14 protein-coding genes are annotated in these 13,851 nt (G+C 58.7%); 3 read left to right on the top strand and 11 right to left on the bottom strand.

Annotated features, from left to right (window positions below):
* Nucleotides 1-108: 108 nt before the first annotated feature.
* Entirely contained in the window at nucleotides 109-1,317 is a 1,209-nt protein-coding gene (locus tag QP884_RS01200) for a M50 family metallopeptidase (protein WP_284820271.1), read from the bottom strand.
* Between the two features lie 14 nt (nucleotides 1,318-1,331).
* Nucleotides 1,332-2,492 (bottom strand): 1-deoxy-D-xylulose-5-phosphate reductoisomerase, encoded by a 1,161-nt coding sequence (gene dxr, locus QP884_RS01195; protein WP_284820269.1) that lies wholly within the window; start codon nucleotides 2,490-2,492, stop codon nucleotides 1,332-1,334.
* A 132-nt stretch (nucleotides 2,493-2,624) separates the two neighbouring features.
* Here dxr and QP884_RS01190 point away from each other — a divergent pair, with 132 nt between their 5' ends.
* On the top strand, nucleotides 2,625-3,131 hold the full coding sequence (locus QP884_RS01190; protein WP_284820268.1) for a DUF2631 domain-containing protein: 507 nt from the start codon (nucleotides 2,625-2,627) through the stop codon (nucleotides 3,129-3,131).
* 190 nt (nucleotides 3,132-3,321) lie between these two features.
* Here the strand turns inward: QP884_RS01190 and QP884_RS01185 are convergent, their stop codons facing one another.
* Genes QP884_RS01185 through rlmN form a run of 3 tightly spaced genes read right to left on the bottom strand, consistent with a single transcriptional unit; the run spans nucleotide 3,322 to nucleotide 6,893 of the window.
* Nucleotides 3,322-4,914, bottom strand: coding sequence for a hypothetical protein (locus tag QP884_RS01185; protein ID WP_284820267.1), 1,593 nt, complete (start codon nucleotides 4,912-4,914; stop codon nucleotides 3,322-3,324).
* A 5-nt stretch (nucleotides 4,915-4,919) separates the two neighbouring features.
* Nucleotides 4,920-5,750, bottom strand: a complete 831-nt coding sequence (locus tag QP884_RS01180; RefSeq protein WP_284820266.1) for an ABC transporter ATP-binding protein — start codon at nucleotides 5,748-5,750, stop codon at nucleotides 4,920-4,922.
* An 18-nt stretch (nucleotides 5,751-5,768) separates the two neighbouring features.
* Nucleotides 5,769-6,893, bottom strand: coding sequence for a 23S rRNA (adenine(2503)-C(2))-methyltransferase RlmN (rlmN, locus tag QP884_RS01175; RefSeq protein ID WP_250410035.1), 1,125 nt, complete (start codon nucleotides 6,891-6,893; stop codon nucleotides 5,769-5,771).
* 82 nt (nucleotides 6,894-6,975) lie between these two features.
* Between rlmN and QP884_RS01170 the strand changes: the two genes are divergently transcribed.
* The gene (locus QP884_RS01170; protein ID WP_284820264.1) at nucleotides 6,976-7,383 is read left to right on the top strand and encodes a LapA family protein; all 408 of its coding nucleotides are present in this window, start codon (nucleotides 6,976-6,978) and stop codon (nucleotides 7,381-7,383) included.
* Nucleotides 7,384-7,466: 83 nt separating this feature from the next.
* Here QP884_RS01170 and QP884_RS01165 read toward each other — a convergent pair whose 3' ends face one another.
* The 5 genes from QP884_RS01165 to rpsB all read right to left on the bottom strand — a co-directional run bounded on the left by QP884_RS01165 (nucleotide 7,467) and on the right by rpsB (nucleotide 12,021).
* The gene (locus QP884_RS01165) at nucleotides 7,467-8,369 is read right to left on the bottom strand and encodes a phosphatidate cytidylyltransferase (RefSeq protein WP_284820263.1); all 903 of its coding nucleotides are present in this window, start codon (nucleotides 8,367-8,369) and stop codon (nucleotides 7,467-7,469) included.
* A 125-nt stretch (nucleotides 8,370-8,494) separates the two neighbouring features.
* On the bottom strand, nucleotides 8,495-9,052 hold the full coding sequence (gene frr / locus QP884_RS01160; protein WP_005325221.1) for a ribosome recycling factor: 558 nt from the start codon (nucleotides 9,050-9,052) through the stop codon (nucleotides 8,495-8,497).
* A 71-nt stretch (nucleotides 9,053-9,123) separates the two neighbouring features.
* Nucleotides 9,124-9,810, bottom strand: a complete 687-nt coding sequence (gene pyrH / locus QP884_RS01155; protein WP_023027755.1) for a UMP kinase — start codon at nucleotides 9,808-9,810, stop codon at nucleotides 9,124-9,126.
* A 265-nt stretch (nucleotides 9,811-10,075) separates the two neighbouring features.
* Entirely contained in the window at nucleotides 10,076-10,888 is an 813-nt protein-coding gene (gene tsf / locus QP884_RS01150; RefSeq protein WP_005325225.1) for a translation elongation factor Ts, read from the bottom strand.
* Nucleotides 10,889-11,187: 299 nt separating this feature from the next.
* Nucleotides 11,188-12,021, bottom strand: coding sequence for a 30S ribosomal protein S2 (gene rpsB, locus QP884_RS01145; protein ID WP_005325233.1), 834 nt, complete (start codon nucleotides 12,019-12,021; stop codon nucleotides 11,188-11,190).
* Nucleotides 12,022-12,400: 379 nt separating this feature from the next.
* On the opposite strand from rpsB, the gene QP884_RS01140 reads away from it, so the two are divergent.
* On the top strand, nucleotides 12,401-12,922 hold the full coding sequence (locus QP884_RS01140) for a M23 family metallopeptidase (protein ID WP_284820261.1): 522 nt from the start codon (nucleotides 12,401-12,403) through the stop codon (nucleotides 12,920-12,922).
* Here QP884_RS01140 and QP884_RS01135 read toward each other — a convergent pair.
* A complete protein-coding gene (locus QP884_RS01135) occupies nucleotides 12,919-13,836 on the bottom strand; it encodes a tyrosine recombinase XerC (RefSeq protein WP_239228372.1) in 918 nt (305 codons plus the stop codon). The genes QP884_RS01140 and QP884_RS01135 overlap by 4 nt on opposite strands.
* Between the last annotated feature and the right edge of the window lie 15 nt (nucleotides 13,837-13,851).

The following is a 13,851-nucleotide window of genomic DNA, read 5'->3' as shown; positions in this document are numbered from 1 at the left end:
GAATTCTCCTTGCTGAAGCACAGTAAATACATACGGTGGGTGATTAACGCCCCCACTCTAGCACTGCTTGCTTTATGCCTGAAGTGCACGCAGCGGGGGCTGCGGCGGCTAGCCAAATAGCCGAATGGGGTTGACCACATCGGCGACGATCACGATGGCCCCAACGCCCATTAGCAGCGCGGCCATGACATAGGTCACCGGCATCAGCTTGGTGTAATCGGCCGGGCCCAGAGCTGGCTTGCCCGCCAGTTTGCGGATGCCATCGCGCAGCTTTTCATAGATGATGACGGCGATATGCCCGCCGTCGAAAGGCGGCAGCGGAATCAGGTTAAAGAGCGCAAGGAAGAAGTTCAGCGTGGCCAGCATCATAAAGAACATCGACCACAGGGAGCGCTCCGCCAATTCGCCGCCCACGCGGGAAGCGCCGACGACGGACATCGGGCCATCGGCCTCGCGTTCATGGCCGAAGATGGAGGCCACCACACCCGGAATTTTGCCCGGGAATTGCTTCAGCCCGTCGATCGTTGCGCTCAGCGAGTAGGTGCTAAAGCGCCAGGTTGCCGGCAGGGCGTCGACGGCGCCGTGCTTTTCGACGACATCGATAAGCTGATTGCTCAGCCCGATCGAGCCAGCATCCACCAGATCGCCGTCTTGGTTCAATCGCTTGACCGTATCGAGGTGAACCGGAAAGTCCCTTTCTTCCCCACCGCGCTCAACCGTCAGCGTGATGGTCTCGCCGGGGCGCTGCATTACCTCATCGCGCAGCTGGGTAAAAGAATCCAGCTTCTGACCATCGAGGGCCACGACGATATCGCCCTCCTGCACGCCGGCCTTTCCAGCGGGGCCTTTACCCGTGCACGCCTCTAGCTCTTGGTTCGGTTTCTGATTGGCCGAGCAAGTCACCTCGCCCACGCGCGGGCGTACATCAGCATCCGGATTGGGCAGACCAGCCGTCATCGCCACAAAGTAGAGGATGACAAAGCCCAAAATCAGATTGACACCGATGCCGCCGGCCATCACGATAATGCGCTGCCACCACGGTTTTTTATACATCGCATGGGGCTCTTCTTCCGCGGTGAGGAATTCATCCTGGGCCGTCATGCCAGCGATATCGCAAAACCCGCCTACCGGGAAGGCCGCAAGCCCATATTCCGTGTGGCCCTTCCGGAAGGAAAATAGGCGCGGCCCAAAGCCAATAAAATAACGCCGCACGCGCATGCCAAAGGCGCGCGCGGTGAGCATATGGCCTGCTTCGTGCAGCGCTACGGTAAGCCCGATGCCGAGGGCGAAAAACACAATGCCCAGCAAGTTTGCCATGGTGTGAAAGCTTTCTAGTCAGCCAGCAAATCAATCAGCGCATTCGCGCGCCTGCGCGCCTCGCCTTCCACCGCGAGGATTTCATCGAGGCTAGAGACTACACCAGCAAACTCGGATGCGGAATCAAGGATCCTGCCCACGACGTCCACGATCTCCGGGAAATGGATGCGCCCGGACAAGAACGCGGCCGCTGCTTCCTCATTGGCGGCGTTGTAGATGACCCCTGTTCCCTCGGCCGCGGCCCGGCGGGCGAGGTTGACGGCGGGAAAGGCGGCATCGTCAAGCGGCTCAAAACGCCAATCGTGTGCCTGCGCAAAGTCCAAGGACGGCTGGGCTCCTGGGACGCGGTGCGGCCAATTCAGCGCTAGCGAAATGGGCAGCTTCATTGATGGCGGTGAGACCTGGGCGATGGTGCAGCCATCCTTGAAGGTGGCCATGGAGTGAATGATGGACTGCGGGTGCACGGTGACGTCGATGCGCTCAGGTGCGATGTCAAAGAGCAGGGTGGCTTCAATCAGCTCCAGGCCCTTGTTAATGAGGGTGGCGGAGTTGAGGGTATTCATCTGCCCCATCGACCACGTAGGGTGCTGCGCTGCCTGCTCAGGGGTCACGTCCCACATTTCTTCGCGCGACCAACCGCGGAAGGGGCCGCCTGAGGCGGTAAGGACGAGCTTATCCAGCTCCCCTTCCTCGCCGGCACGCAGGCACTGCGCCATGGCGGAATGTTCCGAGTCCACAGGGATAATCTGGCCAGGGCGCGCCTTTTGCGTAACCAGCGTGCCGCCCGCGACGAGGGATTCCTTATTGGCTAAGGCCAGGTACTCGCCCATTTCTAAGGTGGCCAAGGTGGCTTTGAGCCCCAAAGAACCCACCAAGGCATTGAGTACTGTATCGGCCGGGGTCGAGCGCACTAGGTGCTCCGCGGCATCGGCGCCACTCAAAACCGAACCGCCTAGAGCGGCCGACACCTCGGCCGCGGCGTCCTCGTTGGCCACAGCAACGTGGTCAAACGAAAGGTTGAGGCTGCGGGCCTGTTCGATGATGAGCCGCGGGTTGGAGCCACCCGCAGCGATTCCCACGACGTCGAATTTATCGGGATTATCCGCAATAACTTCCAGAGCCTGCGTGCCAATTGAACCGGTGGAACCAAGAATGAGTATTCGCTGAGTAGTCACGCCTCCACCCTAGCGCCCACCACCATTGGGCGGGCGCGGCAGGTACGCCGCACTGCGACGGGGGTGTTTAATCGCCATCTAAGGTGCGATGTTTTAGAATGTGTAGCAGACAAATGGCATTGGTGTGCCCGCATGCCCATCGCACAGACGGACACACGCAGAAGCGAAGGAGAGCAAGTGTCTTCCCACAAGCCGGTACCGCAGGTATTTGACGGTGTTTCTACTGAGGACGTCCCATCCGCAGGATTCGGTTGGTCCCGCATCAGCCGCTCTGGCGTACAGATCGCCGGTTGGATCTCTGTCCTGTTCCTGCTTGCCTACAACTTTGGTAACCACAAGGGCCACGTTGAGACCATCTGGCTCATTGCCTTGGCTATCTTGATCGCCGTTGGCCTGCTCATCCACGCTTTCCAGCCTAAGTTGCACCAGGTCCGCACCGTGACCGCCCGCAACCAGCCGGTGGGCCACCAAGAGCCGGACTGGGTCTACGACCAGAAGACCAACTCCGGCGTATACGCCGAGCTGACCGATTCCCAGCTGCGCGCGCTCAACATTGAGCCTTCCCGCGTTTCTCACCTGCGCGTTGAGCCAGGCACCAACAACGCCACCCCGGTTTCCTCCGGCAAGCACACGCTCTAAATTTTAGTACGCTTTAGCTACCGCCGCCCTTCCCCGCGAAGGTCGGCGGTTTCTTTTATGCCTCCGCTTGGCGACGCCCCCCCCCTACTCACCAACACATCCTGTCCTTTAGGCCCCACTCCCAGCCCCCACGGATCCAACCGCGCCCCGAGAGGGCCGCGATGCGGCCGCTGTCGCGGGGACCGGAGGATTAAGACACCCAGTGCCCCACCTTGGCGTAAATCTCAGGCAAGGAGTTGTCCACGCGTTTGCCGCTTACCCGGAGGGCAACGATATAACACGCAACTGGAACCGCAATGACGAGGATAAACCCCAGCGCAACCAGTACCATATTCGAGCCGTAGCCGATGGCCATTGGAATGACGCCAGGGATAATCGGCGTCCAGCCAATAAACAAATTCAAAATGGCGCTTAAGAAGGCACTGGCCGAGTAGCCGGATTTATCTGCCCACATACTGCCACCGGGCCGCGCGGTGGCAAAGGGATTAAAGGTGGATAGCAGCAATGACAATCCTGCAGAAGAAATGAAAATTCCCAGTGCGACCACCATCAAGCACCCGGTGAGCGCTTTGTCGGCGCTCACCGCGAAAAGCACCGCCGCCGAGAGGACGAAAGTTATGGCTGTGGGCGCCAAGTGCGCCCAGTGCCGCGCGTAGAGAAACGTGCGCGGACGAACTGGTGCGGCCATCTTTACCCACAGGCTTGGGCCGTCATAGCCAAAATCATTTGTGGCTACAATTCCGCCGAAGAGTCCCAGAAATAGCACTCCTATAGAAGGCATGACGGAATCAGTAGTAAAGCCCTGAATGATAAAGACGATTGCCAAAATTGGCTGCATGATGATGGTTCCGATAAGGCGGGAGTCACGGAAGATGTAGCGCAACGAGCGCGTAAATTCCATCGCAGCTGGTCCGCGATAGGAAAAGGAGCCCAAGGAAAAGCGGTTAATCCCTTTCGTCTTTTCGCGGCGCTGGTGCGCCGGAGACAAGAGTGTGCGGCGCTCGAATTGCAAGCGCAGCAACCGGTGCCACGCCCACACGGCTGCGCCCAGCGACGCCGCGGCGATGAGGACCTGTGCTAGTGCCACCGCCAGTTGTCCTTGGACGAGCGCGAGCGCCCAGCCCACAGGTGCGCCTACGGGCGTCCACGCCAGCCCCTCGCCCACCGTTCCCAATGGGAAGTCAGAGCCAGCGAGGGAAGCAAGCCGATTCGAACCAAAGATGAGCAAGAACACCGCCAGCGCACCCAAAACTTTGAGGGTGGTCGAGCTTAGCTCCGCGACGGTAACCCCGACATAGACCGCGAGGTCCACTAAAACCAGCGTCAGAATTAGGGCAAAGAGCATGCCCAGGCAGAAGGGCAGGATGAATAATGCCTCGTCATTGGCCGCCAAGATCACACTTCCCGCCACCGCGTAGGCGATGGAGAGCAGGACAGATACTGGAGCGCGCAGATTGAGTACTGAGGCAATAGCTAGTGCCGGTGTGATGTCTTTTAACCGCACCGGCAACGCGGAAAGCTCACGGGCAGAAAGCTGATTCTCCCCGCTGGGCATGATGAGGGTAATAACGATAAAGGCCAGCGTGCCTACAGCGGGGGCCACGGTAAGGGCTTGCACGTTCCCAGTTCCGATGGAGATATCTGCCGCAGCAAGAGCTCCTAGCGACGCAAGGCCGATGAGACCATAGAGCAAGAGGCAGATAGGGATCATGACCGCCGCGGCATTCGCCTTGAGATTGCGGACCCACAGTGTGCGGTGCAGCTTGAGGAGCGTCGAAGTCATTGCGTCTACGCCTCCCCGTCCCCACGCTGCGGCTTGCCGCCTTCACGGCGCAGCCAATCGAAAGAGTCCGCGTCAAAGTCACTCCCACCGGCAAAGTGGATGAAGGCATCCGTCAGGCTACCGCCTTGGCGCACCTCTTCGACGTGGCCAGCAGATAACACCTGTCCTCCCGCGATAATGGCCACATGATCACACAAGCCTTCTACCAATTGCATGACGTGTGAAGACAGGATTACGGTGCCACCGCGGGCGGCATAGGCCCGCAAGAGCTCCTGAATGAGCTGGCCGGAGACTGGGTCCACCGCTTCCAAAGGCTCGTCGAGGATCACTACCTCTGGGTTATGCAGGAGCGCACCTGCCAAAAGGATCTTCTTAGTCATGCCGGCGGAATAGTCCGCGATGGGTTTATCGGCGGCGTCGGCAAGCTGCAAGGCGTCCAGCAGCTGTGCGCTGCGGTGCTCCACCTCGGCCTGGTTCATGCTGCGCAAAGCGCCTAAATAGAACAAGTACTCCGGGCCAGACAAGCGGTCAAAGACGGGAGCACCATCAATGAGCAGGCCCATCGCCGCCTTGGCCGCAATCGGTTCCTGCCACGTATTATGCCCAGCGATGAACGCCTCACCGCTATCGGGCCGCAGCAGACCGCACGCCATGGTCAGCATGGTGGTCTTGCCAGCGCCATTAGGGCCGACGATGCCATAAATAGAGCCCCGCGGGATGTCGAGGCTCAAATTCGACACCGCGGGGCGTCCAGCGAAAGATTTATTCAGACCGCGCACGGCAAAGGCCTGCGTGGTGGGGTCATCTGCAAGCGGCGGATAATTCGGAATAATCATATCCGCCAATCTTATCAGTTAGGCGGACTTATCTTCCCGTTCATCGGCTGCGAGCTGACCACACGCTGCCGCAATCTCATCGCCCTTGGTATCGCGCACCGTGCAAGGAACGCCTTGGGCCTGCACGCGGCGCACGAACTCGTCTTGGCGGTCCTGCGGGGCTGCATCCCACTCCGAGCCCGGCGTGGGATTGAGCGGAATGACATTGACGTGAACCTTGGAGCCCAGCTTCTGATGCAGCTTGCGGCCCAGCATATCCGCGCGGAAATCCTGGTCATTCTTATCGCGAATCAGCGCATACTCAATGGACACGCGGCGAGCAGACTTATCCGCGTAATAACGCGCAGCATCGAGCACCTCATCGACGGACCAGCGGTTATTGACCGGCACGAGACCATCGCGCAGCTCATCATCCGGAGTGTGCAAGGAAACGGCGAGCGTGCAGGCCAAATCCTCGTCCGCCAGCTTACGAATTGCCGGAGCCAAGCCCACGGTAGACACGGTCACGTTGCGCTGGGAAAGACCAAAGCCGGCACCATCCTGGCCAGTAATCTGACGTACGGCCTGCACCACGCGCTTGTAGTTGGCCAGTGGCTCACCCATGCCCATGAAGACCACGTTGGACAGGCGGCCGCCTTCTGCCGCCATTGCGGCCGCAGCATGGCGGAACTGCTCAACGATCTCGCCCGTAGACAAGTTACGGTCCAGACCGCCCTGGCCGGTAGCGCAGAACGGGCAGGCCATACCGCAGCCGGCCTGGGAAGAAATACACAACGTAGCGCGTCCTGGGTAGCGCATCAGAACCGACTCCAGCAGCGTGCCATCATGCAAACGCCACAGGGACTTAGTGGTCTCGCCATCATCCGTGGAAGTAGTCCGGATAGGCTTCATGAGCTCAGGGAAGAAAGCTTCCTTAACTGCTTCGCGCTTGCCGGCGGGGATATCGGTCATATCCTCCACATTGTCGGTATAGTGCTCGTAATAGTGCTTAGCCAGCTGCTTTGCACGGAATTTAGGTAGGCCAATTTCTGCGAGCTTGTCAATGCGCTCGGTTTCGGTCAGGTCCGCGAAGTGCTTGGGGGGAAGTCCGCGGCGCGGGGCGGAGAAGTTAAGTTTCACTGGTTGAGCCATAGTGTTGCCCATCTTTCCACGGTCTGCGTGGGTTTTTCCAATTGAAAGCCGTGCCAAGTGGCATAATCGACAGGTTTAAAGAAATAATGGATGCATGACAAATCCGAATTACCCCGCAGATGACTTTTCTTCTTCCGACGCAGACCTCTCCTCGACGGAGATGAACACTTCTGCACCGGAAACCGGTTCTAGCCTAGAGCCGACGGTCTCTGACTCTACTTCTCGCTCCACCCAGCCTTCCGGCAAGGCCAAGGGATCTTTCGCAGCCAGCACATGGATCGCGCTCATCGTAGGTTTCCTGCTGCTGATTGTTCTCATTGTTTTCATCATGCAAAACCAACACGAGGTTCCCATGAACTTCCTAGGCTGGTCCGGTGAGTTCCCAGCCGGAATTGCTTTCCTCATCTTCGCCATTGGCGGAGCACTCATCATGGCGCTGGTGGGTGGCTGGCGCATGTTTGAGTTGCGCCGCCAGCTGCGCAAGCAAGCTCAGCAGGTATAGGTCTTAAAAAGCCGCCTCTCCCCTTTTCCTGCCTTCTTAGGAAGGACTATTGGGGAGAGGCGGCTTTTGCGTACCCACTGCTCCTATGGTGTGAACGTAGCCAGGAAGCTAATGGCCACCCAGGTAACCATGGCGGAAGGCAGCATGCCATCCAGACGGTCCATCAAGCCGCCATGTCCTGGCAGCAGAGCCGACATATCCTTGATTCCGAGCTCACGCTTAAACTGGGATTCCACCAAGTCACCCAAGGTGGCGCAAATGACAAGGCCAAGCCCCATCAGGCCGCCCACCCAGGCATCGTGATGGAGCAGGAACTTCACGGTAAGCGCGCCGGTGACCACGCCAAAGAGGATGGACCCAGCAAAGCCCTCCCACGATTTCTTGGGGCTCACCGCAGGGGCCATGGGATGCGAGCCAAACATCACGCCAGCGATATAGCCACCAGTATCGGAGGCCACCACGCACAACATGAAGACGACGATGGAAGCGGCACCACTGGCAAACGGGGTCGATACCAGCGACAGCATTGCTGCGAAGGTGGCAAAAAGCGGAATCCATGTCAGGACAAAAATGCCGACGGACATATCCCGCAGGTAGTTAATTGGCGGGCGATGGCGACCATTATGGAAGAGGCGACCAAACATGAGCGCCAGCACAGCGGTGACATAGACCGCGACAAGGCCGGGCGCGCCCAGTGGCCACGAGACCCACACCATGGCTTGGCCCAAAATAATGAGCAGCGTGCGCGGAATATAATAGGAATGCTCTCGCAGGCGGCTGAGTACCTCCCACATGGCAACGCCAACTGCAAGCGCCACGACCGCGTACCACGCGAGTGGGCCGGCCCATACGGCGAGCACGACAAGTGCGCCAAGGCCTACGCCAACGCCGATAGCGGCCGGCAAATCGCGGCCTGCACCATTCTTCGGCTGTGGCAATCGGCGGTTTATGGCTTCACTCACCGTGACCTGCTCCTTTCGCTGCATCTTTTCGCGCCCCTCGCTAACTTTCGCTGCTCGACCTCCCCTACTCCAAACTTCGGATCTGTAGGCCGCGGAACAGAAAAAGCGCCGCCGGCCGGGGACGGGCACGGCGGCAATGATGGGAGGTCTTAGACCTCCATCAGCTCGTTTTCCTTATTTTCTACCAGCTTGTCCACCTGCTCGATGTAGCCGGAAGTAATCTTTTCCATTTCCTTTTCCGCAGCGATGACCTCATCCTCGCCGGCGTCGCCGTCCTTCTGCAGCTTCTTCAACTGCTCCATGGCCTTGCGGCGAATATTACGGATAGCAATCTTGCCGTCCTCGCCCTTGCTCTTGGCCAGCTTCACCATTTCCTTACGACGCTCCTCCGTGAGCTGCGGAACGGTCACGCGCAGAACCTGACCATCGTTGGTGGGATTCACGCCCAAATCCGAGTTGCGGATGGAGTTTTCGATCTCATGAATCATGGACTGCTCATAAGGCTTGATGAGCAGCATACGCGGCTCCGGTACGGAAATGGTAGCCATCTGGGTAATCGGAGTAGGTACACCGTAGTATTCGGCTACCAAGCCGTTGAACATGGTGGGGTTCGCGCGGCCGGTACGAATGGTCACCAGCTGCTCGCGGGTGTGCTCGACGGAAGCGGTCATGTGCTCTTCTGCTTCGAGCTGAATCTCATCGATCATGAGGTTAAATCATCCTTAAACGAATAGGGGTGGCTGTATAAAAAGGTAGCAGGTTCGCAGCCCTTACAGTATTAGGACTGCACCAGCGTGCCGATAACTTCGCCTCCTGCGGCGCGGGCGATATTGCCCTCCTCCAGCAGGTTAAAGACCAAAATTGGCATATCATTGTCCATGCACAGGCTAAAGGCCGTGGCATCCGCAACCTTGAGGCCCTTTTCAATGACCTCACGCGGAGTGATTTCAGAGTACAGTTCCGCATCCGGGTTGGTGCGCGGGTCATCAGAGTAGACGCCGTCGACCGCCTTGGCCAAGAAAAGAACCTCAGCGCCAATTTCCAGGGCTCGCTGCGCGGCAGTGGTATCCGTGGAGAAGTACGGCATGCCCATGCCGGCGCCAAAGATAACCACGCGACCCTTTTCCAGGTGGCGGTCAGCGCGCAGCGGCAGGTACGGCTCGGCAATCTGCGCCATGTTGATGGAGGTCTGCACGCGGCAGTCGACGCCTTGCTGCTTGAGGAAGTCCTGCAATGCGAGGGAATTCATTACCGTGCCCAGCATGCCCATGTAGTCCGAGCGAGCACGGTCCATGCCGCGCTGGGAAAGCTCCGCGCCGCGGAAGAAGTTTCCGCCGCCGATAACCACTGCAATTTCGATTCCCTGGCGGGAGACCTCGGCGATTTGGCGGGCTACGTTTTCAACCACATCTGGGTCGATGCCGACCTTGCCGCCGCCGAACATCTCACCGCCCAGCTTCAGCATTACTCGCTTGTATCCGGTTCGCTTAATATCTGCGGCAGTCACGCCTACTTCGTCTCCTTAACGCGGGGCAGTTTCAATCTCCGCCCTATCTTACCCATATATCTTTCGCATCCTCACACCGCCCGCCGGTGCAGGCCAGTAGGCAATTGCGACGTGCCGGTCCCTTTCCTGCGGATTGTCCATCCGCACGAGTCGGCACGGTGAGCGCACAACAAAGCCCACGAAGGATAGTCCTTCGTGGGCTAGTTGTTAAAGCGCGGTGGGCTTAAGCGCCAACCTCGTAGCGAACGAAGCCGGTGATGGTGGTGCCAGCTTCTTCAGCAACCTGCTTTACGGTCTTCTTGTTATCAGACAGGGAAGCCTGCTCAAGCAGAACGATGGACTTGAAGAAGCCGTTCAGGCGGCCTTCCACGATCTTCGGCAGGGCTGCCTCTGGCTTGCCCTCCTCACGAGTGGTGGCCTCAGCGATCTCGCGTTCCTTCTCGACGATCTCTGCAGGAACGTCCTCGCGGGTGAGGTACTCAGCGTTCATTGCAGCAATCTGCAGGGCTGCAGCGTGAGCGCCTTCCTCGCTGCCCTCGTAGGAAACCAGAACGCCCACTGCCGGCGGCAGGTCAGCGGAACGCTGGTGCAGGTAAACGGCAACGTTGTCGCCCTCTACGGTAACTGCACGGCGTGCCTGCAGCTTCTCACCGGTCTTTGCGGACTCCTCGTCCACGACCTCGGAGACCTTCTTGCCGTCGATCTCAATGTTGTTGAGCTCGTCAGCGGAGTTTGCCTTGGCCTCAGCAGCAGCGTCAGCAATCTTGGCTGCGAAGGTCTTGAAAGCCTCGTTCTTAGCAACGAAGTCGGTCTCACAGTTGATCTCGACCATGGTGTTGCCGGAAACGGCGATGAGACCCTCGGTAGCCTCACGGTCAGCGCGCTTGGAGACGTTCTTAGCGCCCTTAATGCGCAGGTACTCAACGGCCTTGTCGTAGTCGCCGTTGGACTCTTCCAGAGCCTTCTTGCAATCGAGCATGCCGGAGCCGGTAGCTTCGCGCAGTGCCTTGACGTCTGCAGCAGTGTAGTTCGCCATAGTTGGGGCGATCCTCCTTGAAAATCAAACAGTGTTCGTTCAAACAGCGTAGTCGACGCGGTGAAATCGCGCCGCTTTAGGGTGGCAGAAACCACCCCTTTCCCACCTCTGCATAAAGGTGGAGCTGGCTTCAGCAGAACCCAGCATAGATAAAACCAACCCCCGCCGCCGTTAAAGCACGGTGGCGGGGGTTGGTAAACAGCCTTGGGTAGGAATTACTCCCTTGCTGCCCCACACCAAAAGTGCGTGGGGTATTCAGTTAAACGAAGGTAAGGAAGATTCCTAGCGAGAAGTTAAGACTACTTCTCGGCCTTGTCTGCGGATGCTTCCTCAGACTTTTCCGCAGAAGCCGGGTCGGAAGCTGCGGCAGCTGCCTCAGCGTCACGCTTTTCCTTCTCAGCGGAGTCGCCGGCAGCTTCCTTAGCTGCAGCTAGCTGACGCTCCTCACGAGCCTTCTTGCCTTCCTCAACAGCGGAGGCAACGATGCCGGAGAGCAGCTTGGTGGAGCGGATGGCGTCGTCGTTGCCCGGGATCGGGAAGTCAACGTCGTCCGGGTCGCAGTTGGTGTCCAGGATGGCAACAACTGGGATGTTCAGCTTGTGAGCTTCCTTGACCGCGATGTGCTCCTTGTTGGTATCAACAATCCACAGTGCGGACGGGGTCTTGGCCATATCGGAGATGCCACCCAGAACGCGCTCGAGCTTGGCGCGCTCACGGTTGAGCATGAGAACTTCCTTCTTGGTGCGGCCCTTGTAGCCGTCCTCACGCTCGTCCATTGCCTGAAGCTCCTTCATGCGCTTCAGACGCTTGGAAACGGTCTGGAAGTTGGTGAGCATGCCGCCCAACCAGCGGTGGTTGACGTAAGGCATACCGACGCGGGTTGCTTCCTCAGCAACTGCTTCCTGAGCCTGCTTCTTGGTACCAACGAACAGGATGGTGCCGCCGTGTGCAACGGTTTCCTTGACGAACTCGTAAGCCTCGTCAATGTAGGTCAGCGTCTGCTGCAGGTCGATGATGTAGATGCCGTTACGGTCAGTGAAGATGAAACGACGCATCTTCGGATTCCAGCGACGGGTCTGGTGGCCAAAGTGCACACCAGCGTCGAGGAGCTCGCGCATGGTTACAACTGCCATGATTCGCTCGCTTTCTTTTATCTTGTCTTTCGGTTTTCCAATTGTGCGGTGTTTTATTCCGCACCCTAGCAACGAAGGCCCCGCTGACACCTTGTTTCCAAGGACCACGTCAACCGTCAGGCTGTCTCTTCCTTCCAGCAGGAAGCGACAACTTCGCCGCGCGTAGTCAATGCCTCCACGAGGTGGACACACTGCTGCCACAAAGAATAATCCCCTTACGCTGGTTTTTCCAAACCGAAGTCAGCTTATCCACAACTTCGCCGCAGCCACTTTGCCTCAATCGTCACAATCGACTCAATCACATCATGCAACCCAAGTTGTCCACAACTAAATGGAGAACTCACTTCCCAACCGCTTGCCTCCGGCGGACACTGTGCCCATGAATCAGTTTCTTTCCCCCTCCGCATTTCCCGCTTGCCGACGCCCCACCTTCCTCCCCACCACTTTCCTCACCCTTCTTTCGATTCTTATTCTGTCTTGCCCACCGGCCACGGCCTATGTCGACCCTGCTTCCGGCAAACCTAGCCCGGCGCGGGTACTACGCGGATTCAACGCCCCAGAACAAAAGTGGAGCCCTGGCCACCGCGGCGTCGACATGGCCCTATCGGTGGGCTCACCGGTGGTAGCCGCCGAAGACGGCAAGGTCGCCTTTGTGGGCACGGTTGCTGGCAAACCAGTTGTCTCCATTGCCCACGCGGATGGAGTGAGAACGACGTATCAGCCCGTGCGCGGCTCCGTAAAGCAGGGCCAAGAAGTCCGCGAGGGCCAAGTGATAGGCCGTTTAGGCAATCCCGTCGATGGCTATCCCGGACTGCACTGGGGCGCACTCATTGCCAAAGATACCTACATCGATCCTTTAACCCTGCTGGATATGCCGGTAATTCGCCTCAAACCGCTTTAGGCTCGGGGATGGGCTTGGTCGTATACCCGCTGCAAGCGCTGCGCGGACACGTGGGTATAAATCTGCGTGGTATTAAGCGAGGAGTGCCCCAGTAGTTCTTGCACTACGCGCAAATCTGCCCCGCCTTCTAAAAGGTGGGTTGCGGCAGAGTGGCGAACCCCGTGCGGGGTAAGCCCCTGTGTACCAGTGACTTTGGCGGCCTTTTCTACAATGCGGCGCACCTGGCGCTGATCGATGCGCCCTCCCCTGCTGCCAACAAAAACCGCTTCAGTACCGGCCGCAGCGATTTCTCCACGGCCTTTGTCAATCCACTGCTTTAAGGCGTCTTCCGCTGCATGCCCGAAAGGCACTACGCGCTGCTTATTGCCCTTACCGGTGACGTGCAAGGTACCACGTTGAAAATCAATATCGCCTAGGTCCAGCCGGACCAACTCCGCCACGCGCATACCGGAGGCATAGAGCAACTCCAAGATGGCGCTATCGCGAAGGAAGTGGACTTCATCTGCAGAGACCGCATTGCCCATAAGCTCGCCGGCCTGCTCCGGAGCGAGAACCGTGGGAAGATGACGACCCACTTTAGGAGTTACTAGGCGGGCAGCAACGTCTCGCTTCAGGTGCCCTTCGCGCACTGCCCAAGTAGAAAATCCCTTCGCTGCCGCGGTGCGCCGTGCCAGGGTGGAACGCGATTTTCCTTCCGCAACAGCCTCTGCCAACCATTGGCGCAGGCTATTGAGGTCAAACTCCGCGAAGGTAGGCACGCTGCGTGCAAGGTCGCGCAAGTCGGAGCGATACCCGCGCACCGTCGCTTCTGCGCGGCCTTTGACATGTAGTTGGAAATCCGCGAAGTCCTCAATGGCCTCAGCCATCTGCCCCTCAACTTTCGGAGCCTTCGCGGACTTACCATCTTCACTCATGCCACAGCAGTGTAC

Origin of the sequence: Corynebacterium tuberculostearicum, assembly GCF_030229345.1 — a bacterium.
Taxonomy (GTDB): domain Bacteria; phylum Actinomycetota; class Actinomycetes; order Mycobacteriales; family Mycobacteriaceae; genus Corynebacterium; species Corynebacterium tuberculostearicum_G.
The sequence above is the reverse complement of the archived record's forward strand: the minus strand, read 5'-3'. Positions and strand labels throughout refer to the sequence as shown.

Coding starts and splice junctions, on each gene's coding strand:
- QP884_RS01200 (WP_284820271.1), bottom strand. CDS start 1,317: ATGGCAAACTTGCTGGGCATTGTGTTTTTCGCCCTCGGCATCGGGCTT.
- QP884_RS01190 (WP_284820268.1), top strand. CDS start 2,625: ATGCCCATCGCACAGACGGACACACGCAGAAGCGAAGGAGAGCAAGTG.
- QP884_RS01185 (WP_284820267.1), bottom strand. CDS start 4,914: ATGACTTCGACGCTCCTCAAGCTGCACCGCACACTGTGGGTCCGCAAT.
- QP884_RS01180 (WP_284820266.1), bottom strand. CDS start 5,750: ATGATTATTCCGAATTATCCGCCGCTTGCAGATGACCCCACCACGCAG.
- rlmN (WP_250410035.1), bottom strand. CDS start 6,893: ATGGGCAACACTATGGCTCAACCAGTGAAACTTAACTTCTCCGCCCCG.
- QP884_RS01170 (WP_284820264.1), top strand. CDS start 6,976: ATGACAAATCCGAATTACCCCGCAGATGACTTTTCTTCTTCCGACGCA.
- QP884_RS01165 (WP_284820263.1), bottom strand. CDS start 8,369: ATGCAGCGAAAGGAGCAGGTCACGGTGAGTGAAGCCATAAACCGCCGA.
- frr (WP_005325221.1), bottom strand. CDS start 9,052: ATGATCGATGAGATTCAGCTCGAAGCAGAAGAGCACATGACCGCTTCC.
- pyrH (WP_023027755.1), bottom strand. CDS start 9,810: ATGCTGAAGCTGGGCGGTGAGATGTTCGGCGGCGGCAAGGTCGGCATC.
- tsf (WP_005325225.1), bottom strand. CDS start 10,888: ATGGCGAACTACACTGCTGCAGACGTCAAGGCACTGCGCGAAGCTACC.
- rpsB (WP_005325233.1), bottom strand. CDS start 12,021: ATGGCAGTTGTAACCATGCGCGAGCTCCTCGACGCTGGTGTGCACTTT.
- QP884_RS01140 (WP_284820261.1), top strand. CDS start 12,401: ATGAATCAGTTTCTTTCCCCCTCCGCATTTCCCGCTTGCCGACGCCCC.
- QP884_RS01135 (WP_239228372.1), bottom strand. CDS start 13,836: ATGAGTGAAGATGGTAAGTCCGCGAAGGCTCCGAAAGTTGAGGGGCAG.